The organism is Streptomyces sp. NPDC003036, assembly GCF_040611175.1.
Taxonomy (GTDB): domain Bacteria; phylum Actinomycetota; class Actinomycetes; order Streptomycetales; family Streptomycetaceae; genus Streptomyces.
In genome coordinates this window covers 84,151-106,887 of the sequence record NZ_JBEXNO010000017.1, presented here as the reverse complement: position 1 = coordinate 106,887, position 22,737 = coordinate 84,151, and the positions used below count along the sequence as shown (strand labels likewise).

The 22,737-nt window shown below is 71.9% G+C and carries 22 protein-coding genes; 13 read left to right on the top strand and 9 right to left on the bottom strand.

The genetic code is table 11. From position 1 onward, the window contains the following. Position 1 precedes the first annotated feature (1 nt). Positions 2-1,321, bottom strand: coding sequence for an extracellular solute-binding protein (locus tag ABZX67_RS15240; RefSeq protein WP_355359573.1), 1,320 nt, complete (start codon positions 1,319-1,321; stop codon positions 2-4). 220 nt (positions 1,322-1,541) lie between these two features. Here ABZX67_RS15240 and ABZX67_RS15235 point away from each other — a divergent pair, with 220 nt between their 5' ends. From ABZX67_RS15235 to ABZX67_RS15225, 3 genes are all read left to right on the top strand, one after another. Then, on the top strand, positions 1,542-3,566 hold the full coding sequence (locus ABZX67_RS15235) for a beta-galactosidase (protein ID WP_355359570.1): 2,025 nt from the start codon (positions 1,542-1,544) through the stop codon (positions 3,564-3,566). Positions 3,567-3,621: 55 nt separating this feature from the next. Beyond that, on the top strand, positions 3,622-5,193 hold the full coding sequence (locus ABZX67_RS15230) for an arabinogalactan endo-1,4-beta-galactosidase (protein ID WP_355359567.1): 1,572 nt from the start codon (positions 3,622-3,624) through the stop codon (positions 5,191-5,193). Between the two features lie 145 nt (positions 5,194-5,338). Then, positions 5,339-5,839 (top strand): hypothetical protein, encoded by a 501-nt coding sequence (locus ABZX67_RS15225; protein ID WP_355359564.1) that lies wholly within the window; start codon positions 5,339-5,341, stop codon positions 5,837-5,839. A gap of 222 nt (positions 5,840-6,061) precedes the next feature. Here the strand turns inward: ABZX67_RS15225 and ABZX67_RS15220 are convergent, their stop codons facing one another. The 3 genes from ABZX67_RS15220 to ABZX67_RS15210 all read right to left on the bottom strand — a co-directional run bounded on the left by ABZX67_RS15220 (position 6,062) and on the right by ABZX67_RS15210 (position 7,796). Continuing rightward, entirely contained in the window at positions 6,062-6,490 is a 429-nt protein-coding gene (locus tag ABZX67_RS15220) for a hypothetical protein (RefSeq protein WP_355359561.1), read from the bottom strand. 169 nt (positions 6,491-6,659) lie between these two features. Continuing rightward, the gene (locus ABZX67_RS15215) at positions 6,660-7,085 is read right to left on the bottom strand and encodes a hypothetical protein (protein ID WP_355359558.1); all 426 of its coding nucleotides are present in this window, start codon (positions 7,083-7,085) and stop codon (positions 6,660-6,662) included. Positions 7,086-7,358: 273 nt separating this feature from the next. Then, positions 7,359-7,796, bottom strand: a complete 438-nt coding sequence (locus tag ABZX67_RS15210; protein ID WP_355359555.1) for a cytidine deaminase — start codon at positions 7,794-7,796, stop codon at positions 7,359-7,361. A 134-nt stretch (positions 7,797-7,930) separates the two neighbouring features. Between ABZX67_RS15210 and ABZX67_RS15205 the strand changes: the two genes are divergently transcribed. After that, a complete protein-coding gene (locus ABZX67_RS15205; RefSeq protein WP_355359552.1) occupies positions 7,931-8,302 on the top strand; it encodes a hypothetical protein in 372 nt (123 codons plus the stop codon). Between the two features lie 73 nt (positions 8,303-8,375). Here ABZX67_RS15205 and ABZX67_RS15200 read toward each other — a convergent pair whose 3' ends face one another. Then, positions 8,376-9,722 carry an MFS transporter gene (locus ABZX67_RS15200; protein ID WP_355359549.1) on the bottom strand — a complete coding sequence of 449 codons (1,347 nt, stop codon included), beginning with the start codon at positions 9,720-9,722 and terminating at the stop codon, positions 8,376-8,378. A gap of 268 nt (positions 9,723-9,990) precedes the next feature. After that, a complete protein-coding gene (locus ABZX67_RS15195; RefSeq protein ID WP_355359678.1) occupies positions 9,991-10,773 on the bottom strand; it encodes a DeoR/GlpR family DNA-binding transcription regulator in 783 nt (260 codons plus the stop codon). Between the two features lie 256 nt (positions 10,774-11,029). Between ABZX67_RS15195 and ABZX67_RS15190 the strand changes: the two genes are divergently transcribed. Genes ABZX67_RS15190 through ABZX67_RS15175 form a run of 4 tightly spaced genes read left to right on the top strand, consistent with a single transcriptional unit; the run spans position 11,030 to position 15,712 of the window. Then, a complete protein-coding gene (locus ABZX67_RS15190) occupies positions 11,030-12,541 on the top strand; it encodes an FGGY-family carbohydrate kinase (protein WP_355359546.1) in 1,512 nt (503 codons plus the stop codon). Further along, positions 12,534-14,018, top strand: a complete 1,485-nt coding sequence (locus tag ABZX67_RS15185; protein ID WP_355359543.1) for an FGGY family carbohydrate kinase — start codon at positions 12,534-12,536, stop codon at positions 14,016-14,018. Before ABZX67_RS15190 ends, ABZX67_RS15185 begins: the two co-directional genes overlap by 8 nt. Further along, a complete protein-coding gene (locus ABZX67_RS15180; RefSeq protein ID WP_355359541.1) occupies positions 14,015-14,647 on the top strand; it encodes a histidine phosphatase family protein in 633 nt (210 codons plus the stop codon). The genes ABZX67_RS15185 and ABZX67_RS15180 overlap by 4 nt, the downstream gene beginning before the upstream one ends. A 21-nt stretch (positions 14,648-14,668) precedes the next feature. Further along, complete coding sequence (locus ABZX67_RS15175; protein WP_355359538.1) at positions 14,669-15,712, top strand: 2-hydroxyacid dehydrogenase; 1,044 nt, start codon at positions 14,669-14,671, stop codon at positions 15,710-15,712. A 10-nt stretch (positions 15,713-15,722) separates the two neighbouring features. Here ABZX67_RS15175 and sigJ read toward each other — a convergent pair whose 3' ends face one another. Further along, a complete protein-coding gene (gene sigJ, locus ABZX67_RS15170; RefSeq protein WP_355359535.1) occupies positions 15,723-16,667 on the bottom strand; it encodes an RNA polymerase sigma factor SigJ in 945 nt (314 codons plus the stop codon). A 180-nt stretch (positions 16,668-16,847) separates the two neighbouring features. Between sigJ and ABZX67_RS15165 the strand changes: the two genes are divergently transcribed. Then, entirely contained in the window at positions 16,848-17,309 is a 462-nt protein-coding gene (locus ABZX67_RS15165) for a nuclear transport factor 2 family protein (protein ID WP_355359532.1), read from the top strand. Between the two features lie 141 nt (positions 17,310-17,450). Here the strand turns inward: ABZX67_RS15165 and ABZX67_RS15160 are convergent, their stop codons facing one another. After that, entirely contained in the window at positions 17,451-18,431 is a 981-nt protein-coding gene (locus ABZX67_RS15160) for a WYL domain-containing protein (RefSeq protein ID WP_355359529.1), read from the bottom strand. A gap of 134 nt (positions 18,432-18,565) precedes the next feature. On the opposite strand from ABZX67_RS15160, the gene ABZX67_RS15155 reads away from it, so the two are divergent. Next, entirely contained in the window at positions 18,566-19,306 is a 741-nt protein-coding gene (locus ABZX67_RS15155) for an NIPSNAP family protein (protein WP_355359526.1), read from the top strand. Positions 19,307-19,320: 14 nt separating this feature from the next. On the opposite strand, the gene ABZX67_RS15150 is transcribed toward ABZX67_RS15155, so the two are convergent. Beyond that, on the bottom strand, positions 19,321-20,118 hold the full coding sequence (locus ABZX67_RS15150; RefSeq protein ID WP_355359523.1) for an SDR family NAD(P)-dependent oxidoreductase: 798 nt from the start codon (positions 20,116-20,118) through the stop codon (positions 19,321-19,323). A gap of 98 nt (positions 20,119-20,216) precedes the next feature. On the opposite strand from ABZX67_RS15150, the gene ABZX67_RS15145 reads away from it, so the two are divergent. From ABZX67_RS15145 to ABZX67_RS15135, 3 genes are all read left to right on the top strand, one after another. After that, a complete protein-coding gene (locus ABZX67_RS15145; RefSeq protein WP_355359520.1) occupies positions 20,217-21,722 on the top strand; it encodes an MFS transporter in 1,506 nt (501 codons plus the stop codon). A 256-nt stretch (positions 21,723-21,978) separates the two neighbouring features. Then, positions 21,979-22,392: an SRPBCC family protein gene (locus ABZX67_RS15140; protein WP_355359517.1), complete on the top strand. Its 414-nt coding sequence runs from the start codon at positions 21,979-21,981 to the stop codon at positions 22,390-22,392. A 7-nt stretch (positions 22,393-22,399) separates the two neighbouring features. Continuing rightward, positions 22,400-22,711 (top strand): hypothetical protein, encoded by a 312-nt coding sequence (locus ABZX67_RS15135; RefSeq protein ID WP_355359514.1) that lies wholly within the window; start codon positions 22,400-22,402, stop codon positions 22,709-22,711. Positions 22,712-22,737: the final 26 nt, after the last annotated feature.

Below are 22,737 nucleotides of genomic sequence, written 5' to 3'. Positions count from 1 at the left end.
CTCACGGAGCGACCTCGAAGCCCTGCTTCTTCAGGTCCGCCACGGTGGCGTCCTGCATGCCGGCGAGCGCCGCGTCGAAACCGGACTTCGCCTTGGCGGCCGTGCCGAACCGGTCCTTGAAGGCGGCGTACGCGACGTTGACGTTGGGACCCCAGGCGGCGGGGGCGGTGGTCTGGGCGATCTCGGCGGCGCGGGCGTAGAAGTCCGGCTGGTTGCCGAAGAAGTCGGGGGCCTTGGCGAGGGCGCCGCTGGTCTGGGCGGCGGTGGCGGCCGGGTAGATGCCGCTCTCCTTCACCAGGGCGGCGAGCGCCTCCGGGTCGGTGTTCAGCCAGGCGGCGAACTCGGCGGCGGCCGCCTTGTGCTGCGAGTCGGCGGTGACGGCCGTGGTGGAGCCGCCCCAGCTGCCGGTGACGCGCTCGCCCTCGCTCCACTGGGGGAGCGGGGCCATGGCCCACTTGCCCTTGGTGTCGGGGGCGGCGGTGGTCAGGGTGCCCGGCGCCCAGACGGCGCTCACCCAGGCCAGCTGCTTGCCGGTGTTGAGCGCCTTGTTCCAGGCGGGCGTGTACATCGGCTGGTTGTCGATCGCGCCTTCGGCGACCAGGTCCCCCCAGAACTCGGCGACCTTGCGGGTGGCCGGGTCGTCGATGGCGACCTTCCACTTGTCGCCCTCGACGGTCCACCACTTGGCGCCGGCCTGCTGGGCGAGACCGGCGAAGAGGCCGGAGTCGTTGGCGGAGAACGTGGTCAGCGCCTTGTCCGGTGCCTTCTCCTTCAGGGCGCGGGCGGTGCGGGCGAACTCGTCCCAGGTGGCCGGGACGGTGAGCCCGTACTGCTGGAACAGGTCGGCGCGGTAGTAGAACATCATCGGCCCCGAGTCCTGGGGCACCGCGTAGACGGCGTCCGTGCCGAGCGTGGTCTGCTGCCAGACGCCCGGGGCGAACTTGTCCTTGACGCCGCCGACTTCCTTGGAGATGTCGGCGAGGGTGTCGTTGCTGACCAGCGTCGGCAGCGCCTGGTACTCGGCCTGGACGAGGTCGGGAGCCTGCCCCGCCTTCGCCGCGGTGATGATCTTGGTGACCAGGTCGTCCCCCGACGCCTGCTTGTGCACGGTGACCTTGATGTCGGGGTGCTTCGCGTTCCAGAGCGCCGCCACCTTGTCCATGCCGGGCGCCCAGGCCCAGTAACTGAGCGAGACGGGGCCGGACCCGGTGGCCGAGTCGTCACCGGACGACCCCGATCCGCAGGCGGTGAGTGCGGTCGCGCCGAGGGCGACGGCCGTGGCGGTGGCCGCGAGGCGGCGGCGCAGTGGCGTGTACGACATGGGGGAGTTCTCCCTGACCGAAGGGGGCCTGGCGCTCGGACGCGCCGGCCGGCCATGCATCTGTGAGCGTTCACAGTAGAGAAACGTTCCGGACACTTGTCAATGGTTGATCTCGTGCGGTTATGTTGCCCTGCGACGAGGAGGCGAGTGTGTGCACGTTCCCACACCGCCTCAGATCCCGCTCCCTCCCAGCCCCTTGAGACCCCTTCAGGAGAGACTCATGCCGGACCGCACCGTCCCAAGCCCGCACCGGCTCGCCTTCGGCGGGGACTACAACCCCGAGCAGTGGCCGGAGAGCGTCTGGCAGGAGGACGTCCGGCTCATGCGCGAAGCCGGCGTCACCCTGGTGAGCGTCGGCATCTTCTCCTGGGCGCTGCTGGAGCCGTCACCGGGCTCGTACGACTTCGGCTGGCTGGACCGGGTCCTCGATCTGCTGCACGAGAACGGCATCCGCGTCGACCTCGGCACGCCCACCGCCGCGCCACCCGCCTGGTTCTACCGGGCCCATCCCGACGCGCTGCCCGTCACACCCGAAGGCGTGCGGTACGCGTTCGGCTCGCGCGCGGCGATCTGCCACAGCCACCCCGCCTACCGCGCGGCCGCCGCCCGGATCACCGAGCAGCTCGCCCGCCGCTACGGCGGCCACCCGGCGCTCGCCCTGTGGCACGTCCACAACGAGTACGGCGTACCGGTCTCCGCCTGCTACTGCGACGGCTGCGCCGCGCACTTCCGCCGCTGGCTCCAGGCCCGCTACACCTCCGTGGAGGCGCTGAACGAAGCGTGGGGCACCGCCTTCTGGAGCCAGCGGTACGCGTCCTTCGACGAGATCGACCCGCCCCGGCTCACCCCCACCGTCGGCAACCCGGCCCAGCAGCTCGACTACCGGCGCTTCGCCGACGCCACGATGCGCGAGAACTTCGTCCGCGAACGGGACATCCTGCACGAGCTCGCCCCCGGCGCCCCGGTGACCACCAACTTCATGACCGCGCTGAGCCAGTGCGACTCCGTCGACTACTGGGCCTGGGGCCGCGAGGTCGACCTCGTCACCAACGACCACTACCTGATCACCGACGGCCGCCGCACCCACGTCAACCTCGCCATGGCCGCCGACCTCACCCGCTCCGTCGCGGGCGGCACCCCCTGGCTGCTCCTGGAGCACTCCCCGTCCGGCGTCAACTGGCAGCCCCGCAACCCCGCGAAACGCCCCGGCGAGATGGCCCGCAACTCCCTCGCCCACGTGGCCCGCGGCTCCGAGGGCGCCATGTTCTTCCAGTGGCGCCAGTCCCGGCGCGGCGCCGAGAAGTTCCACTCCTCGATGCTGCCGCACGCGGGCACCGACTCCCGCGTCTGGCGCGAAGTGGTCGCCCTCGGCGCGGACGTGGGCGCGCTCGCGGAGATCCGCGGCACCCGCACCGTCCCCGACGTCGCCATGGTCTGGGACTGGCAGTCCTGGTGGGCCCAGAGCCTCGAGTGGCGCCCCAGCCAGGACCTCGACGCCCGGGAGCGGGCCGACGCCTTCTACGTGTCGCTCTACGACCGGCACCTCACCGTCGACTTCGCCCACCCCGACGCCGACCTCTCCGCCTACCCGCTGGTCGTCGTCCCCGCGCTCTACCTCGCCACCGAGGCCGCGGGCCGCAATCTGCGCGCGTACGTCGAGAACGGCGGCACCCTCGTCGTCTCCTGCTTCTCCGGCATCGTCGACGAACACGACGCCGTGCACCCCGGCCCCTACCCGGGTGCGCTGCGCGACGTCCTGGGCCTGACGGTCGAGGAGTGGTCACCGCTCCTCCCCGGCGAGACGGTCCGCCTGTCCGGCCCTGGCGGGGCCGAACTCAGCGGTGACGTGTGGACCGAGTTCGTCGTGCCGCGCGGCGCCGAGACCGTCTGGACGTACGCCGACGGCCCCGCCGCGGGCGGCCCGGCCGTCACCCGCCACCGCCTGGGCCGCGGCACCGCCTGGTACGTCTCCACCCGTCTCGACGCGGGGGCGCTGGCCCCCGTCATCGACGCGGCCTGCGCGGACGCCGCCATCGAGCCCCGCAGTGACCTGCCCACCGACGTGGAGGTGGTGCGCCGCTCGGGCGAGAACGGCGTGTACCTCTTCGCGATCAACCACACGGACCGCGACGCCAAGGTGCCGCTGGAGCGCTCCGGCACCGAGCTGCTGGGAGGCGAGCGCGCGGCGGGACGCCTCACGGTTCCGGCGGGCGCGGTGAGGGTCGTACGCCTCGACGCCGAGTGAGGCACCACCCCCCACACACACGGCACCACCCCACACCGTCGAAGGGACAGCGACGATGCACACCACCGCACCACGCGCCACCCGCACACCATGGAGGGCCGCGGCCGCCACGGCGCTCGGCGTCGCCCTGCTGCTCACCGGCCTCCCCGGCGGGCAGGCCGCGGCGGCGGCCACCCTCACCAACGCGGGCTTCGAGTCCGGGACGTCGGGCTGGTCCACCTACTCGGCCGCGGGGCAGGACGCGGCGTCGTTCGCCGAGGCGGGCGGACGCAGCGGAAGCAGCCGCCTCACGCACTGGTCGCCGTCGGCGTACAAGGTGGAGACGTACCAGTACCTGTCGGGGCTGACCAACGGCAGCTACACGCTCAGCGCCTGGGTCCGCTCCAGCGGCGGCCAGAACGCCGCGTACCTGGCCCTGCGCAACTGCGGCTCGGCCGAGCAGCGCACCGATCTGCCGCCCACGCCCAACGGGAGGTGGATACGCCTGGTCACCTCCGTCAAGGTGACCGGCGGCCAGTGCACCATCAGCGTCAACTCCGACGCCACGGCGGGCAACTGGCTCAACGTCGACGACCTGGCCTTCACGCCGGGCTCGACCGGGCTCGCCGTCCGGGGCGTCGACGTGTCGATGCTGAAGAAGAGCGAGGACCACGGCGGCACCTACCGTACGAGTACGGGCACCGCCGGCGACGCCCTCGCCATCCTCAGGTCGGCGGGCGCGGACTACGGACGCCTGAAGGTCTGGGTGGACCCGGCCGACGGCTACAACACCAAGGCACGCGTGCTCGGGATGGCGCAGCGGATCAAGGCCCGGGGAATGAAGCTGCTGGTCGACTTCCACTACTCCGACACCTGGGCCGACCCCGGCGCCCAGACCAAGCCGGCCGCCTGGGCCTCGCACCCGTACAGCCGGCTGACGACGGACGTGTACGACCACACCTACGACGTGCTGAACGCCCTCAAGGCGCAGGGCACCCCCGCCGACATGGTGCAGATCGGCAACGAGATCAACGGCGGCCTTCTCTGGCCCGAGGGCTCGACGGACGACTGGCAGCGGACGGCGGGGCTCCTCAAGTCCGGGATCGCGGCGGCCAAGGCCGTCTCCCCGTCCACGAAGATCGCCCTCCACCTCGCCCACGGCGGCGACAACGGCCTGTACCGCTGGTGGTTCGACAACGCCACCGCGCAGGGCGTGCCCTTCGACGTCATCGCCCTGTCCTTCTACGGCTACTGGCACGGCCCCCTGTCCGACCTCCAGGCGAACCTCGACGACATCTCCGCCCGCTACGGCAAGCCGGTCCTGGTCGCGGAGACCGCCTACCCCTTCCGCCTGGACGGCGAGGACGCCCACGAGAACATCATCGACCTCCCCGGCGAACTGGTCCCCGGCTACCCGGCGACCCCGGCCGGGCAGGCGGCGTGGCTGCGCGACGTGATGAACGTCGTCGAGGCGGTCCCGAACGGCCGCGGCCTGGGCGTCGTCTACTGGGACCCCACCTGGACGGCGGTCCAGGGCAACGGCTGGGACCCGGCCGACCCGGCGTCCGGCAACGCCTGGGAGAACCAGGCGCTGTTCGACTACGGCGACCGGCTGCTCCCGGCGGCGGCCTGGCTGAAGCATCGGTGAATTGCCGTACGACCTCCGCAGGCCGCGCTCGCCCTTCCCCTTCGGCACTTGGCGGAGGGAAGCCGACAACGGATTTCCTCAAGCTCAAATCCAGCTCAACGTATTCGCTGATCGGTTGTGCCGGCCATGGCAGGGTGCCAAGATCGTGGGCGACCAGAAGACTTCTGTAGAAGGCTTCACCTACGGGGATAAGGGGATTTTCTTGCGTACAAAAATGAAGAGGCTTGCCATGGTCGGTGCTGCCGCCCTCGGCGTGGTCGTGCTCAGTGCGCCGAACGCCTCGGCGACGTCCCAGCAGTCGGGCTGGGTGAAGATGAAGGTAAACCCGAACTGCACCATCAAGGTGTACGTCGACGACCACCAGTACCCCGGCAAGATCCGCGCCCAGGCCCACTTCGGCTGCGACAAGGGCGACAACCTCATCACGCCCTACATCAGCTTCGACGTCGACGGAACCCACGGCGTAGCGAAGAAGAGTGCCGGCGTGAAGATCATCACCAAGGACAAGGGCTTCGGTGGCTTCGAGACGACCACCAAGGACAAGCCTGGTACTCAGTGCTACCGGGCCGTCGTGCAGGTCGTCTATCCCGACCCCGCGGACGTGAACCAGTCGCAGCTCGTCAAGACTCCCTGTCTCAACACCTGATTCCCCTGCTGGAATTCGCGCTCGATGAGCCTGAGTAGTGTCACGGGTACCTGACACGGTTCTCGAATCTTGGCAGGGACCCCGACCTCGGGGATTCGCGGAGGATGTGACCCTGGCTGTCTTTTCGGCAGTCAGGGTCTTTCGCATCCCATGGAGGCCTGGGATGCTGATCCGAATCCGAAACAGTTGACGTTCTGATTCGCTGCAACTCGGACATGAAGATCACGACGCTGGGGCGGCCAGGTTGCCGGCCTGGCCCCGCAGGACGCGTTCGAACCAGTCTGCAGTCAGTTCTGCGCATCGACCAGGTGAACCGGCCACGCGCAGTATTCCCACCGCAGACCCCTGGAGAGGAATGTACATCTGGTCGTGGAGTTCGCTGCCGAGCACTCCCTGCCCGTCGAAGAACGCACCGAAGACATGGGAAATGACATTGGTTCCCGGCGTCACTGCACAGAGCACGGCCAGCAGATGCGCGAACCCTGTCTCCTCGGGGCGGAGGACAAGGGTGTCGTCCGGGTCGCACGGCCAGGTGACGGCGCGCTCGCGTAGTACGGACACGAACCTGCGCCGTGCCCCATCCAGCGTTTCGAACGCGTCCTCGTCGGCTTCTCCTACTGAGAACCAGGGCACGTACACGTGGCTGTCCATGGCCTGCACCGTAGCCGACAGGCGACTGATCAAGCCGAGGGAGGCGTACCCGGCCCTGCCCCCTTCCGCCTCTACGCCGACATCACGCGTGAAGCGGCAGACCTCGCCGCGCGCTGAAGACGGACTCTGACGGACGTCATGACGTTCCTGGCTGAGCCGGACGGTGATGTCAGGCGGTGGTGATGCCGGCGAGCGTACTTTGGAGCCGGCGGATCGCGTCTTCGGCTTCCGTGTACTGCTGGAGCGTCGGCGGGACGGCGCCGAAGGTGGGGCCGTCTTCGGCAGGCACGGCGCGCCAGTGCAGGATGGGCGTGAGTGCGGTAGCGGCTGCGCCGAGGAACCAGGCCAGGCGTCCGTGGACGTGGGCAAGGGCGATGGCCACAGCGGCGAGTGCTTCTCGCAGGTGTTCCAGCCGGTCGACTTCGGACAGGGCTTGCTGGGACTGCGGGGTGCCCACGGCGGCTTGCAGATCGGCGGCGGCCTTCGCCGCGACGAGACGGTCGGAGGGTGTCAGAACCCACACCTGATCGTCGATCAGCCGCTCCGCTTCCTTCGCCAGGTCCTCGATGACCGTCCGCATGTCCACGCCGGTCATCCTATGCCCCCTCCGGCTCATCAGCGGTAGAGCGCAGACAGACCGGCAGGCGCCTGCCCAGTCGACCTCGGGTCGTCAACGTAGCGAACCGGGTCGTCGGCACCGGCGCCGTACGCGCCGACGGGCCCCGGCCGGCTGCGCCGAGTGCGAGCCCCGTAGGGTCCCCGGAGCTGTCGGCGGCCAACGCGCGCCAGGTCCGACAGCAAGGGCTTGAGCTGCCCAGTTCTCAACCGCACTGTGGGCCCGTACCGAAGACCCCGCCGCCTCCTGGCGTCAGCCCGTGCTCTGGGGCACGGCCTGCCCGGCCTCCAGCTGGTGGTCCGCCCAGACGTACGTCTCCGGCAGCAGGTCGGTGATGAGGACGCTCCGGACGCGCTCGCCCGAGCCGACGATGACTCGGAGAGCGGGGAAGTAGTCGAGGAGGACCTGGCGGCAGCGGCCGCACGGCGGAACGACCCCTCGGTCACGGTCGCCCACGGCGACGATCGTGTCCAGCTCGTAGGCGCCCTGCGCGGCTGACGTGCCGATGAGGACCAGCTCGGCACAGGGGCCTCCCGTGAAGTGGTAGGCGTTCACCGCGGTGACGATCCTGCCGTCCCGGGCGCGGGCCGCCGCCGCCATCGTGTGGTTGTCGCCCCGGCAGCGGGTGCGGGCGACGTCGGCCGCGGCCTGGACGAGTTCGTGGTCGACGTGATGGGACTGCGCGTTCATCTTCTCCGCTTTCCTCGGGTGCCAGGCGACGGTGCCGCGGATGACGATGAGTGCACAAGCGAGTATCGGAGTTCCCGCCGACCGGCCGACCGGGCAGCCACCAGCCGGCTGCGCGTACATCAGTAAGGGAAGCCATGACCGACTACCTGACCGCCGCCATGGCGATGCTCCGCCCCGCGCAGAACCGCTACGCGGACCCGGTTGCCTGGGACCGGCTCCACGCGGAGCTCGGCATCCGCCGGCCGTCCGGCTACCGGGCCGTCGTGGACGCGTACGATCCCTACTACCCCGGCCCGGTCCAGCTGTGCCGGCTGCCGATGACCCCGGCCGACCCGCCGCAGCCGTGGAACGGCCCGGACCGCGACCGGAAGACTCCGGTCGCGGCCCGCGCTCGGCGGCCTTACCGCTCGTCCTTGCCCGTGGCCTCGTCGCCGATCTCCTCCGTCTCGGCGGTGCGCTCGCCCTCCGCCTGTGAGGGCGTCGAGCGGGCCACGTCGGGATGCTGATCGTTGCCCGGCTCCGGTTCCCGCTCGCCTTCCGCCTGGGACGGCGTCGGGTAGCCGTACGGATCACTCATGGCTACGCCTCCGGGGGTTCGTTCCGCGCCCTGGCTGCCGGGGCGGGAGCCGACGAGTACCCCGCGGCCGCCGGTGATACCGCCCGCGGCAGCTTGAGGAAGAGGGTCATCACGGCGCTCGCCAGGTACATCAGGGCGAAGATCCACATGACGCCCTGGACACCGAGCGGGCCGAGGAAGAGCCCCACCAGCGCCGGGCCCAGGAAGGTGCTGGCGCCCGCGCCGAGGTTGAGGGCCGACATCGCCTGGCCCTTGTGGGCCGGGTCGAGCGACGGCATGAGGGCCGACAGCGGTACGTAGCCGGCGAGGGTCGCGCCGAAGAGGCCGACCAGCACCATGGCGACGGCGTAGTTGTCGCCCGCCGAGACCGTGCCGTAGTAGAGCAGGAGCGTGGTCACGGCGCAGCCGACGCCGCCGCACCAGGCGACGGTGCGCTGCCAGCCGATGCGGTCGCCGACCACCCCGAAGATCAGGTTGAAGAAGATGTTGGTGGCGAACATCACCGACAGCAGCTGGAGCCACTCGCTCAGCGAGAAGCCCAGCGTGTCGGTGAAGAACACCGGCAGGAAGACCAGGAACCCGAACTGCGGCGCCGTGTTGATCGCCCGTACCACCGCTCCCGTGCCGATCCGGGGGTTGCGCCAGACGATGGCGAGCGAGCCGAGCAGCGTGGCGACCGGGCGCTCCCCGGCGGGCGCGAGGCGGCGGGCGCCCGTGGGCTCGCGCACCAGCAGCAGCGCGATCAGCCCGCCCACCAGCACCAGGCCCAGCGAGAACCACAGCGTGCCGTACGCGCCGATCGCGGGCACCGCGAAGCTGGCGACCAGCGAGCCCAGCGTCGGCAGGCCGCCGGTGAAGGCGAACCAGAACCAGCCCACCGCCGAGCCGAGGCGCCGCTGCGGCGTCACCGCCGTGACCCACACCAGGAAGCCGTACGCGAAGAGGGGATAGCCGAAGCCCCGCAGGCCGTAACCGGCCAGCAGCAGCCCGAAGTCACCCGTCGGCAGCGCGAAGGCGAGGAACACCACCTGGAACACCGCCCAGACGGCCAGTCCGAGCATCATGACCCGGCGCGGGCCCCACAGGTCGGACAGTGCGCCGGAGAACCACGCCGCGACGCTCGCCGTCACGCCGTAGACGGTGAACAGCAGCGCCACCCGCTCCTTGGACATGCCCTCGTCCAGGAGGTACGGCGACAGATATCCGGATTCGACTCCGTCACCGATCATGAAAATGAGAACACCGAGAAATCCCCAGGCGAGGGGCCGGGGAATGCCGATCCTGTCCAGCCAATGCCCCGAGGGCGTTTCTTCGGCGGGGGAGGACGAGGGATCCAGAACGACGGCCACGAGAAACACCTTTTCCACGGGGACGGGGGAGCGGGGGGGTGCCTAAGGCGTCACGATGAAACGGCCGCACGGGATGGCGGTCAATGCGCGGGGAGAAAACCTCGCCGTGCGCGTACGCCATGGCGTGAAATCGGGGAACGCGGGCCCGGGCCCCGACTCGCACGGACGGGGGTTCCCCCAGCTCAGCGCGGTGACCGAGGGAGGATCAGGCGCCGCGGCCCGAGTGAAGAGCGTGTGATGTTCACGTGACCGGTGCCGCTCAGTCCGCTCAGTCCGGCGTACCGGACACCTCGACCGTGCGGACGTCGACGCCTATGTCCCGCAGCCGCCGCACCTCGCCCGCCGGCGCCGCGTCGTCCACCAGCACCAGGTCGAAGTCGGCGAGCGGCGCCAGCGCGTACAGCCCCTGGTTGGCGAACTTCGTGTGGTCGATCAACAGCACCCGCCGCGCCGCCGACGCCATCATCGCCCGCTTGACCTGCACCGTCTCCGGCGACATGTGGTAGCAGCGGCCCCCGGTCACGGCCGTCGTCGACATGAACAGCACATCGGCGCGGAACGCCTCCACGCTCTGCGCCGTGTGCAGCCCCATGAAGGCGTCGTACGCCGGGAAGTACGTGCCGCCCAGCGCGATCAGCGACACGCCCGGCTCCCGCGCCAGCGCCGAGATGGCCGGCAGCGAGTTGGTGATGACCGTCAGCGGCGTGTGGCCGGACATCTGCTGGGCCAGGCTCAGGCAGGTGGTCGAGTCGTCCAGCATCACGATCTGCCCGGGTGCGAGCAGCCCGGCGGCCGCCCGCGCCAGCCGGTGCTTGGTCTGCGCCATCGTCGTCATGCGCTCGCCGACGCTGCCGTGGAACTGCGTGGACGGCAGGCAGCTCGCCCCGCCCCGCACCTTCCGCAGCCAGCCCTGCGACTGGAGCGCGTCCAGGTCGCGGTGCACGGTCATCACACTCACGTCGAACTCCTCCGCCAGGTCCGCGGTGCGGACGAACCCCTTGGCGGTCACCAGATCGCGCAGCCGACGCCGCCGCTCCTCCTGGGCGTCCATACGGGTCACGGCGTCCGGCTCCTTTCCGGTTCACTCCACCGGCGCGCCGGGAAGGGTGGGGGAGGGATGGGGTGAGGGATGGGAATCTCACGTGAAGTTAACACGACCGGAGTGAGGCGCCGCCCGGCCGACGGGAACGCCGCCGCGATTTCACACGGCGGCCCCGGCCGGTCACGGGAGGTTTTCCCAGCCGATTGACGCACCGCCCGACGGCACGTTTCCCTGACGTCCGCAAGTGCGAAGGGGCAGGTATTCCATGTCGGTTCTCACCATCGACGTCGGCACGTCGGTCATCAAATCGGTCGTGTTCGACGACCAGGGGCAGGAAATGGCGCTCTCCCGCATCGGGACCGACGTGCTGCGCCCCCGCCCCGGCTGGGCGGAGCAGGACATGGACGCCGTGTGGAACGGGGTGGTCTTCACCGTCCGCAGCGCCCTCTCCCAGCTCGGCCCCGGCCACGACCCGGTGTGGCTGGTGTCGTTCACCGCCCAGGGCGACGGCTGCTGGCTCGTCGACGCCGACGGCCGCCCCACCGGCCCCGCCGTCCTCTGGTCCGACGGCCGCGCGGGCGACCTCCTCACCCGCTGGGCCGCCGACGGCGTCCTGGAGGAGGCCTACCGCCGCAACGGCTCCCTCACCTGCAGCGGCATGCCCAACGCCGTGATCGGCTGGCTCGCCGCCCACGACCCGGACCGCCTGGCCCGCTCCCGTACGGCCCTGACCGCGGCCGGCTGGCTCTTCCTCAAGCTCACCGGCGTCACCGCGATCGACGAGTCCGACGCGTCGGCGCCCTTCCTCGACCACACCACCGGGGCCTACGACCCGGCCATCCTCACCCTCTTCGGGTTCGAGGAGCACGCCCGGCTGCTGCCCCGGGTCCTCGGCGAGCACGAGCGCATCGCCGAGATCACCCACCGCACCGCGGGCGAACTCGGCCTCCCCGCCGGCCTGCCCGTCGTCATGGCCCCGTACGACATCGCCGCCACCGCGCGCGGCGCGGGCGCCGTCGACCCCGGACAGGCGTGCGCCATCCTCGGCACCACCCTCTGCACGGAGATCGTCACCCGCGAGGCCGACACCTCCGGCGAACCCTGCGGCATCAACATCGCCTACCGCGGCCGCGAACGCCTCCTGCGCGCCTTCCCCACCCTCTCCGGGACCGAGGTCCTCGACTGGGCCTCCCGCACCCTCGCCGTCGACGGCCCCGCCGCCCTCGGGAAACTGGCCTTCGCGACCGAACCGGGCGCGGGCGGCCTGGCCTTCCTGCCGTACCTCTCGCCCGCCGGGGAGCGCGCCCCCTTCCTCGACCCGCAGGCGCGTGGCACCTTCTGGGGCCTGTCCCTCGACCACACGCCCGCGCACCTCGCCCGGGCCGTCTTCGAGGGGCTGTCCCTCGTCGTACGCGACTGCCTGCGGGCGTCCCGGACCGACGTCCACGAACTGCGCCTGTGTGGCGGCGGCTCCGCCAGTGACGAGTGGTGCCGGCTCATCGCCGACGTCACCGGCGTCCCCACCGCCCGCAGCACCGACACCGAACTCGGCGCCAAGGGCGCGTTCCTGACCGGGCTCGTGCTCAGCGGAGCCGAGCCCGGCATGCGCGAAGCCGCGGAGAAGTACGTCCGGATGCGCTCCCGCTGGGAGCCCGACCCCGGGCGCACCGCGCTCTACGACGAGCTGTACGAGGCGTTCTCGGCCTGGCGCGCCGCCGCCCGCTCCCTCGGCTGGGCCCCCGTTCTCCCCACACCACAGAAAGCCCCCCATGCCTGACGCCCTCACCGCCGACGCCGTCCACCTCGGCCTCGACCTCGGCACCCAGAGCGCCCGCGCGGTCGCCGTCGACGGCACCGGCCGGCTGCTCGCGGCCGCGTCCCGCCCGCTGACCGGCCACCGCGACGGTCCCCGCCACGAGCAGGACCCCGAGCAGTGGTGGTCCGCCCTCGCCGCCGCCTGCCGCGAGGCCCTGACCGGCATCGACCCGGGGCGCGTCCGGGGCCTGGCCGTCGACGCCACCTCCGGCACCGTCCTCCTCGCCGACGAGCGCGGCACCCCCCTCACCCCCGGCCTGATGTACGACGACGGGCGCGCCCGCGCGTACACCGCACGCGTCAACAAGGCGGGCGCCGAGGTGTGGCAGGAGCTCGGCTACCGCTCCATGCAGCCGTCCTGGGCCCTGCCCAAAGTGCTCTGGCTCCTCGACAACACCGATGTACCCAACGCCCGGCTGCTGCACCAGGCCGACCTGATCACCTGGCGGCTGGCCGGACGGCAGCTGCCGAGCGACGCCAGCCACGCCCTCAAGACCGGCTACCACCTCGTCGACGACCGCTGGCCCGACGAGGAACTGGGCGCGCTCGGCGTCCCGCCCGGCCTCCTCCCCGACGTCGTACGCCCCGGCACCGTCCTCGGCACCGTCTGCGCCGACGCCGCCGCGGCGACCTCGATCCCCGCCGGAACGCCCATCGTCGCCGGCATGACCGACGGCTGCGCCGCCCAGATCGGCGCCGGAGCCCTCACCCCCGGCGCCTGGAACTCCGTCCTCGGCACCACCCTCGTCCTCAAGGGCGCGAGCCCCCATCTCGTACGCGACCCCGGGGGAGTGGTCTACTGCCACCGCGGCCCCGGCTCCACCTGGCTGCCCGGCGGCGCGTCCAGCAGCGGCGCTGGCGCCCTCGCGCAGCGCTTCCCCGGGGCCGACCTCGACGCGCTGACGAGGCAGGCCGCCGCCACCGGCTCCACCGCCGTCGCCTACCCCCTCACCGGCGCCGCCGGCGAACGCTTTCCCTTCCGCGCACCCGAGGCCACGCCCTTCGTCCTGGGCGACCCGATCGGCGACGCGGAGGAGTTCCACGCCCTCCTCCTCGGCGTGGCCTGCGTCGAACGCCTCTGCTTCGACTACCTCGACCACCTCGGCGCCCCCGTCGGCGGCCCGCTCACCCTCACCGGCGGCGGCGCCCGCAACCGCTACTGGTCGCAGCTGCGCGCCGACCTCCTCGGCCGTACGGTCGCCCTGCCCGAACACGCCGAGAGCGCCACCGGCATGGCGGTCCTCGCCGCGACCGCCTCCGGCGCCACGCTGGAACAGGCCGCGTCCGCCATGGTGCGCGTCCGCGAGCAGCTGACCCCCGACCCGTCCCGTACGGCCCGGCTGACCCCCGTCTACCTCGCGTTCGTCGACGAACTGACCCGACGCGGCCGGCTGGACCCGTCCATGGCGGCGCACGCCCGCAGAAAGGCCGAGCAGTGACCGACTTCATCCTCGTACGCCACGGCGAAACGCAATGGCACGCGGAGAACCGCTACGCCGGCCGCACCGACGTGCCGCTCACCGAGCTCGGCCACCAGCAGGCCGCCACGCTCGCCGCCTGGGCCGCCGGACAGCGGCTCGACGCCGTGCTCTGCTCCCCCCTGTCCCGCGCCCGCCTCACCGCCGAACCCGCCGCCACCGCCCTCGGCCTCACCCCGCGCGTCGACGAGCGGCTGTACGAGGTCGACTTCGGGCGCGGCGACGGGCTGACGCGCGCCGAGATGGCCGAGGAGTTCCCGGACGCGCTCGCCGCCTTCCTCGCCGACCCCGTCGCCCACCACCTGCCCGGCGGCGAGGACCCCGCGGCGGCGGCCGACCGGGCGGTCGACTGCCTGGAGGAGGCCGCCCGCGAGCTCCCCGACGGCCGCGTCCTCGTCGTCGCCCACTCCACCCTCGTACGCCTGGTGCTGTGCAAGCTCCTCGGCATCCCCCTCGCCCGCTACCGCCAGGTCTTCCCGGCCCTGGAGAACGGCGCCCTGACCGAACTGCGGCTGCCGCCCGGAGGACAGGCGTCCCTGCTGCGGCTCAACGCACCCGCCACCGCCACCGCCGCCACCACCACCCACTGAACCCCCGTCTGGAGCACCGCCGTGACCACCACCGTCCTCGCCGCCGGCGACCACTTCGTCCTGCCCCGCCTGCTGACCGAGGAACTCCGCGCCGCCGCGCCGACCGCCGACCTGGACGTACGCGAACTGCAGCTGCCGTGGCCGCACACCCCCTTCGGCGCGGTCGCCGAGGTCGACGAGGCGTCCGGCACCGAGGACGAGCTGATCGAGGCGCTGCGCGGCGTACGCGTCTGCCTCACCCAGATGGCGCCGCTCACCGAGCGCGTGCTGGCCGCCTGCCCCGACCTGGAGCTGTTCTGCGTCAGCCGCGGCGGCCCCGTCAACGCCAACCTGGAGGCCGCCACCCGCCACGGCGTCGCCGTCTGCTACGCCCCCGGCCGCAACGCCGTCGCCACCGCCGAGCACACCCTCGCCCTGATCCTCGCCGCCGCCCGCGGCATCGGCGACGTCCACACCGACCTCAAGCACGGCACCTGGCGCGGCGACTACTACGACTACGACACCTGCGGCATCGAGATCGACGGCTCGGTCGTCGGACTGGTCGGCTTCGGCGCGATCGGCTCGCGCGTCGCCCGCGTCCTGGTCGCCATGGGCGCCGAGGTCCTCGTCCACGACCCGTACGTCAAGCCCGAGGCGGTGGACGGCATCGCCGAACTCGTCCCCCTCGACGAGCTGCTGAGCCGCTCCCGGATCGTCTCCCTCCACGCGCGCGTGACGGACGAGACCCGGGGCATGATCGGACGCGACCAGATCGCCGCCATGCCGCCCGGCTCCGTCCTGGTCAACTGCGCGCGCGGCGCGCTCCTCGACTACGACGCGGTCTGCGACGCCCTCGACGCCGGCCACCTCGCGGGCGCCGGCTTCGACGTCTTCCCCGCCGAACCGGTCCCGGCCGGCGCCCGCCTGCTGTCCACGCCGGGCGTCGTCCTGACCCCGCACATCGCGGGCGGCAGCCGCGAGGTCGCCCACAAGGCGGCCCGCATCGTCGCGACGGAAGCCGCCCGCTTCCTCCGCGGCGAGCCCCTCGCCCACTGCGCCAACCCGGAGGTGCTCCGGCGCGCCTAGGAGGTGTCCCCTAGGGCCTCGGGTCCCTCTTCCAGGGCCGGAGCTTCTCGGGGTTGAGCACGGCCCAGATCCGGCGGATCCTGCCGTTCGCGATGTCGAACGCGTACACCGACACCACGGTGCCGTCCAGGTGGGCCACCAGACCGGGCTGGCCGTTGACCGCGCACTCGCGGATCGCCAGCCTGCCCGGGCGGGCCCGGGCGGCGAAGAAGCGGGCGATGCGCTCGGCGCCCTCGATCGGGTGGGGCCGGGCCGTGACGAGCCCGCCACCGTCCCCGACGGCGGTGGCGTCGGCGTCGAGCAGACCGATGAGGGCGTTGATGTCCCTGGCCTCCCACGCCAGTTTGAACTCCCTGACGACACGGGCCTGCCGGCCCGTCGGCGACAAGGGGGCCCGCGAGGACTCGACGCGGCGGCGGGCCGAGGACGCCAACTGGCGGCAGGCCGCCGGGGTGCGGCCGACGATGTCGGCCACTTCGGCGAAGGGATAGCGGAAGACGTCGTGGAGGACGAACGCCACGCGCTCCGCCGGGGTCATCGTTTCCAGGACGACGAGGAAGGCCATGCCGACCGACTCGTCGAGCGTGATGCGGTCGGCCGGATCGGCCGTGCTGTCGTCCACCACGCCGGCCGACCACTCGGTGCGCGCGGGCAGCGGCTCGGGCACCCATTGCCCCACGTAACGCTCGCGCCTGACCCGTGCCGACCGGAGCACGTCGAGGCAGATGCGGCCGGCGACCTTGGTCAGCCAGCCGCCGGGTGACACCACCGCCTCCCGCTGCCGCGGGGACATCGCGTACCAGCGGGCGTACGTCTCCTGGACGACGTCCTCGGCCTCGGCCACGGAGCCCAGCATCCGGTAGGCGAGGTTGATCAGCCTGCGGCGTTCACCGGTGACCACGCCCGACATCGGGTCGAGTCGGCCGTCCCGCGGCGCGGTCGAACTGGTCGTCATGGTCTCGCGGCTCCCTTGGCTCGGATCTTCCCTCACCTCTCTGACGGGACAGCGCCCCGAAATGTGAGATCGGCGCCCCGCGTCACATTCCGCCGCGCCATCTCGTCGTACTGGCAGCGGCACGGGACGGAGGCAAACGCCCTCCCTCCCGCGGCACGTCCCCAACCGAAGGAGTACGCGATGACCACCCACGAGTCCGAGATGCGGGCGCTCCTGGCGCACCGCGCCGACGCCCAGCAGACGAAGGACATCGACCGGCTCATGTCGTTCTACGCACCCGACGCCGTCTACTACGACGTCGTCCCCCCGCTGCGGTTCACGGGGACCGACGAGATCCGCCGCAACTTCCTGCGCTGGTTCGACGGATACGTCGGCCCCATCAGCCTGGAGACCCACGACCTCACGCTCGCGGCCGACGGGGACATCGCGTTCGCGCACATGCTCCACCTGGACTCGGGAGAGCGCAAAGGCGGGCTCCAGGCGTCGATTTGGGTACGAGAGAGCGTCTGCCTCCAGCGGACGAACGGAACATGGTCGATCACTCACGAGCACGTCTCGATCCCGATCGACCCGGCGACCATGCGGGTCTGGCTGCCGTCCGACAAGGACCAGCCCGCCGGCCACTCGGCGAATGGACAGTGAGGAGCACCCACCATGATCATCACCGGCGGTACGGGCGTGTACAGCAATGCGCGAGGCATCGCCCGCTTCTGGGACATCGCGACGCCGAACGAGAGGGCGCGGCTCGAGATTCTGCGCTGAGAGCGCGACTGCACTCCGGCGTCAGGGGAGTGCGTACGCCCGGGCGAGTACCGCCACGGTCGTGGCCATGGCTCGGCGCAGTTCGGGCGGGGCGACGACCTCGACGTCCGCGCCGAGGCGCAGCAGCTCGCCGCAGGCGTGGTCGGTGCTCTCGGTCGGGATGACCGCCTCGACCCATCCGCGGTCGCCGACGGGGACCGCGGTGGAGTCGACCGCCCGCACCACCTCCGGGGGGACGTTGTCGGGCAGGCGCCGGCGTCCTCGAGGGGACAGGCGGACGGTGGCTGTTCCGGTGTAGCGGCGTGCCTGGAAATCGTCGAGGTAGGAGGCCCAGTACGCGCCCAGGTCGAAGTCGCGCGGACGGTCGAACCGCTCGTCGCCCACTACCGCGTCGAGGACCTGGGAGACGCGGTAGGTGGTCGCCGTCCCGTTCTCCGCAGCGGCCACGACGTACCAGGTCCCGGACTTGAGGACCAGGCCGTAGGGACGGAGGCGGCGGTCCACCTCCTGCGGCGCCCGCCATCGGCGGTAGCGCACGTCCACCACCCGCTGGGTGAGCACCGCGTCGACGAACAGGGGTAGGTGCGGTGCCTCTTCGTGCTCCCGGTACCAGCCGGGAGCGTCCAGGTGGAACACCGCCGCGGTCCGGGCCGCCTCCTCGCGCGGCCCGGCCGGCAGTGCGGCCAGCAGCTTCAGGCGTGCCGCCGCCACCTCGGCCGCGAGCCCCAGGTCGGCGGCGGCCCCGGGCAGCCCGGCGAGGAACAACGCCCGCGCCTCGCCTTCGCTCACCCCGGTCAGCCGGGTGCGGTAGCCGTCGAGCAGCCGGTAGCCGCCTTTGCGGCCCGGCTCGGCGTAGACGGGGAATCCGGCGGCCTGGAGGCGCGCCAGGTCGCGGTAGGCGGTGCGCACGGACACGCCCAGTTCGTCGGCGACCCCGCGTGCGGACACGCGGCCCCGCGCTTGCAGCAACAGCAGCACTGACAGCAGTCGACCGGCGGACATGGACGCATTCTCCCCGCACCCGCACTCTCCCTGGAAACCTCCCCCGGAAACCCTGACAGCCCCTGACACACGGCTCCCCTACCGTCGGCGCGGAAGTCCCCTTTCCGTCAAGAGCACCGAGCAGGAGTCCACCCATGCCCACCACCGGGCTCTCCGGCCCCGCCGCCGTCATCGAGCTCCGCCAGTACACGCTGCGCCCCCGCCGACGCGACGAGCTCATCGAGCTGTTCGACCGGGAGTTCGTCGAACCGCAGGAAGAAGCGGGAATGAGCGTGCTGGGACAGTTCCGGGACCTCGACGATCCGGACCGCTTCGTCTGGCTGCGCGGTTTCCGGGACATGACGACGCGCCATCGCGCGCTCACGGCCTTCTACGGAGGCCCCGTCTGGGCCGAACACGGTCCCCGAGCCAACGACACCATGGTCGACTCGGACGATGTCCTCCTCCTGCGCCCCGCGTCAGCCGGGACCGGCTTCGCCGTCCCCTCCGTCGGCCGGCCCGCGGTCGGCGCTCCGGCGCCGGACCGTTTCGTGGCCGCCACGGTGTGGTCCTTCCGCCCCGGAGAGGACAGCGGTGTCGTACTGATCCGAGACGGCCTCCTCCCCGCGCTGTCGGAGACGGGACCCGCGCCCGTCGCCCTCCTGGCCACCGAGCCCGCGCCCAACACGTTCTCCAGGCTGCCGGTGCGCACCGGGGAGAACGTCGCCGTGCTCGTCGCCTCGTACCCCGACGAGCGCGCGTACCGCCGCCACCTCGCCGGCATCCAGTCCCACCCCCTCGCGCGGGACGAGATCCTGCCGGGCATCGCACGAGCACAGACGGCGGCTCCCCGTACGCTCCGCCTGGCGCCCACCGGCCGCTCGCTCCTCTCCTGACGCGGCGGCGCTCCCTAGCGCCGTGCCGCGCGCGGCTCCGACCAGTAGCGCTGCCCCGCCGCCTTCACCCGGTCGGGTACGGCCTTGACGGCGGCGCCGAGGACCCGGCTCTTCACCGAGCCCGCGACCACCCGCGTCCGGCCGCGCATCAGGGCCGCGAAGGCGTCCTCGGCGACCTGCGCCGGATCGTCCTTGTGGCGCAGGCGGCCCAGGCGCGTGTCGTCCATGCCCGCGCGGTGGAAGAAGTCCGTCTCCGTGGCCCCCGGCATCAGCGAGGTGACGGTGACCCCGGTGTCCTTGAGCTCCTCCCGCAGCGCCTGCGCGAAGGACTGGAGGAACGACTTGGAGGCGCTGTAGACGGACTGGAACGGCCCCGGCGCCAGCGAGGCCACCGAGGAGGTGATCAGCAGCCGGCCCTCGTCCGCGTCGACCATCCCGCGCAGCAGCCGGTGGGCGAGGTGCACCGTCCCGTTGATGTTGAGGTCGATGACGCGGGCGTGGTCCGCGAGGTCGGTGTCGACGAAGGCCCCGCCCGCGCCGACGCCCGCGTTCAGCGCGGCTGCGGCGACCGGGCGCCGGGTGGCGAGCACCGCGGCGTACAGCTGCTCGACGCCGTCGTACATGGCGAGGTCCGCGGTGACGGCCGTGACGTCGGTGCCGCGGCCGCGCAGCTCCTCGGCGGCGGCCGCCAGCGCGGCGTCCTCCGCGCAGACGACCAGGTCGAAGCCGTTCGCGGCGAACGTCCGGGCCAGCTCACGGCCGATGCCGCTGGAGGCTCCGGTCACCACGGCCAGGGGTCTCATGGCGTCCATGACCGCCGGGGTACCCGCTCGCCCGGCGTGCAGGCCCGTTTCCCTGGATTGATCATGGGGTACACGCGTCGCGCCACGACACCCCCCGGAGGTGACCCATGAGCGAGCTCGGTCAGTCGACGAACGGGACCGTCACCACGCAGGTCCCCGCCAGATTGGACCGGCTGCCGTGGTCCCGGTGGCACTGGATGATCGTGATCGGCCTGGGTACCGTCTGGATCCTCGACGGCCTCGAGGTCACCATCGTGGGCAGCATGGCCAGCCGCCTGTCCGAGGAGGGCAGCGGCCTCGCCATCAGCAGCGCCCAGGTCACCGGTGTCGCCGCCGCCCTGTACGTCGCCGGCGCCTGCTCCGGCGCGCTGTTCTTCGGCTGGCTGACCGACCGCTTCGGCCGCAAGAAGCTCTTCCTCATCACCCTGGCCGTCTACCTCGCCGCGACGGCGCTGACCGCGCTGTCGTACTCGTCCTGGTGGTTCTTCCTCTTCCGCTTCCTCACCGGCTTCGGCATCGGAGGGGAGTACGCGGCCATCAACTCCGCCATCGACGAGCTGATCCCCAGCAAGTACCGCGGCCGGGTGGACCTGATCATCAACGGCAGCTTCTGGCTCGGCGCCATGGGCGGCGCCCTGCTGTCCGTCGTGTTCCTGGACACCGCCCTCTTCCCGAAGGACCTCGGCTGGCGGATCTCCTTCGGCCTCGGCGTCGTCCTCGGCCTGGTGATCCTGCTGGTACGCCGGCACGTCCCGGAATCACCCCGCTGGATGTTCATCCACGGCCGCGCCGAGGGCGCCGAGGAGCTCGTCTCCGACGTCGAACGCGAGATCGAGCGCGAGAAGGGCAAGCCGCTGCCCGAGCCCGCCGGCGCGATCACCATCAAGCAGCGGCACAGCGTCGGCTTCGTAGAGATCGCCCGGACCCTCGTCCGGACCTACCCCCGGCGGGCGGTGCTGGGCCTGGCGCTCTTCATCGGGCAGGCGTTCCTCTACAACGCCATCACCTTCGGCTTCGGCGCCATCCTGGTGACCTTCTACGACGTGCCGAGCGGCTCCACCGGCTACTTCTTCGCGGTCATCGCGGCCGGGAACTTCCTGGGACCGCTGCTGCTCGGGCACCTCTTCGACACCTGGGGGCGCCGGCCCATGATCGCCGGTACGTACCTGCTCTCGGGGATCCTGCTCTTCGCCACCGCCTGGCTCTTCGGCGACGGGCGGCTCACGGCGACCACCCTGACGGCCTGCTGGTGCGTGGTCCTCTTCTTCGCCTCGGCGGGCGCGAGCTCCGCGTACCTCACCGTCAGCGAGATCTTCCCGATGGAGACCCGGGCCATGGCCATCGCCTTCTTCTACGCCATCGGCACCGCCGTCGGCGGGATCTCGGGGCCGCTGATCTTCGCGGGTCTCACGGAGAGCGGTGCCCCCGCCGACACCGTGCTGGCCTTCTGCATCGGCGCCACCGTGATGGTCCTGGGCGGTCTGGTGGCCCTGTTCCTCGCCGTCCCGGCGGAGCGCAGGTCGCTGGAGGACATCGCGACGCCGCTGTCGGCTCAGGCGGCCGCCGCGGCCACGACCGCCCCGGGGCGTACGGCTCCGCAGTCGGCGCTGTGAGGCGGTGAGGCGGTGAGGCCCGGACGGGCGAAAGTCCTGCCCGGAGGCGATTGGCGCCGTCGCGCAGGAATGGTTTATCGTTCATTCAGTCGGTTGTGAAGACGCCTTCACAACCGCCCCCTGACTGCCCCGGCTGGTTCCCCCGTCCAGCCGGGGCTCTCTTTTTGCCCGCTTGGCCCTCGCCCCGCTTCAGCCGCCGCCTGCCGGGAACCCGTGACGGGAACGACCGACCCCGAGCCGAGGACGGTACACAGCGATGACCGAGTACGAACGCTCCCGCACCATGCCCGCGCTGCCCGAGCACGTCTTCGACCAGGTGGCCAACATCGACCAGCTGGACACCTGGCTCCCCGCCGAGCTGCACGTACACGCCCAGGACCTGCCCGCCGTCACCGTCCACGAGGACCGCACCGACGAGGACACGCCCGCCCTGCTGCGCGCCGAGCGGGACCAGATGCGGCTCGAATGGGGCACCCGGGAGCAAGGCAGTTACACCGGCTGGCTCCAGGTCGCCGGCATGGACACCGGCACCAGCGAGGTGACCGTGCACCTGTCCTTCTTCGACGAGAGCCACGACCCGGGCGACAAGGCCGTCTCCGACGCCCTCGACCGCAGTCTGGAGCGGCTGGAGCAGCAGGTGCGGCTGCGCGTCGACAACGCCGCCGGCTGAGCCGCCCATGGCCCCGCGAGCCAAGCGGTACGCGGTCGCCGCCTCGGGGCAGTGGACCGACGAGGAGGAGGGCCGCCGCCGGCTGCCCGCCGGCGAGGTCCACGCCTGGGAACCGGGCCTCAACCAGACGGTCTGCGGACTCTCCCTCAGCCGCTCCCAACTGGCCCGCTTCCCCCACATCACGTGGACCGACACCTTCCCGGAGTCGGGCGGCGCCGCCGACCGCGTCCAGCGCCTCTGCCCGCGCTGCGTCTCCGTCGCCGGGCGCCGCGGCGGCGACGCCCGCCCGCGCTGGCAGCGCACCAACCCGCGGCCCTGAGCGCCACACGAGCGGTCCCGTTTCCG

Bases quoted from the DNA above. Each gene is read 5' to 3' on its own strand.
- ABZX67_RS15240 (WP_355359573.1), bottom strand. From the start codon at position 1,321: ATGTCGTACACGCCACTGCGCCGCCGCCTCGCGGCCACCGCCACGGCC.
- ABZX67_RS15235 (WP_355359570.1), top strand. From the start codon at position 1,542: ATGCCGGACCGCACCGTCCCAAGCCCGCACCGGCTCGCCTTCGGCGGG.
- ABZX67_RS15230 (WP_355359567.1), top strand. From the start codon at position 3,622: ATGCACACCACCGCACCACGCGCCACCCGCACACCATGGAGGGCCGCG.
- ABZX67_RS15220 (WP_355359561.1), bottom strand. From the start codon at position 6,490: ATGGACAGCCACGTGTACGTGCCCTGGTTCTCAGTAGGAGAAGCCGAC.
- ABZX67_RS15215 (WP_355359558.1), bottom strand. From the start codon at position 7,085: ATGACCGGCGTGGACATGCGGACGGTCATCGAGGACCTGGCGAAGGAA.
- ABZX67_RS15210 (WP_355359555.1), bottom strand. From the start codon at position 7,796: ATGAACGCGCAGTCCCATCACGTCGACCACGAACTCGTCCAGGCCGCG.
- ABZX67_RS15205 (WP_355359552.1), top strand. From the start codon at position 7,931: ATGACCGACTACCTGACCGCCGCCATGGCGATGCTCCGCCCCGCGCAG.
- ABZX67_RS15195 (WP_355359678.1), bottom strand. From the start codon at position 10,773: ATGGACGCCCAGGAGGAGCGGCGGCGTCGGCTGCGCGATCTGGTGACC.
- ABZX67_RS15190 (WP_355359546.1), top strand. From the start codon at position 11,030: ATGTCGGTTCTCACCATCGACGTCGGCACGTCGGTCATCAAATCGGTC.
- ABZX67_RS15185 (WP_355359543.1), top strand. From the start codon at position 12,534: ATGCCTGACGCCCTCACCGCCGACGCCGTCCACCTCGGCCTCGACCTC.
- sigJ (WP_355359535.1), bottom strand. From the start codon at position 16,667: ATGACGACCAGTTCGACCGCGCCGCGGGACGGCCGACTCGACCCGATG.
- ABZX67_RS15165 (WP_355359532.1), top strand. From the start codon at position 16,848: ATGACCACCCACGAGTCCGAGATGCGGGCGCTCCTGGCGCACCGCGCC.
- ABZX67_RS15160 (WP_355359529.1), bottom strand. From the start codon at position 18,431: ATGTCCGCCGGTCGACTGCTGTCAGTGCTGCTGTTGCTGCAAGCGCGG.
- ABZX67_RS15155 (WP_355359526.1), top strand. From the start codon at position 18,566: ATGCCCACCACCGGGCTCTCCGGCCCCGCCGCCGTCATCGAGCTCCGC.
- ABZX67_RS15150 (WP_355359523.1), bottom strand. From the start codon at position 20,118: ATGGACGCCATGAGACCCCTGGCCGTGGTGACCGGAGCCTCCAGCGGC.
- ABZX67_RS15145 (WP_355359520.1), top strand. From the start codon at position 20,217: ATGAGCGAGCTCGGTCAGTCGACGAACGGGACCGTCACCACGCAGGTC.
- ABZX67_RS15140 (WP_355359517.1), top strand. From the start codon at position 21,979: ATGACCGAGTACGAACGCTCCCGCACCATGCCCGCGCTGCCCGAGCAC.
- ABZX67_RS15135 (WP_355359514.1), top strand. From the start codon at position 22,400: ATGGCCCCGCGAGCCAAGCGGTACGCGGTCGCCGCCTCGGGGCAGTGG.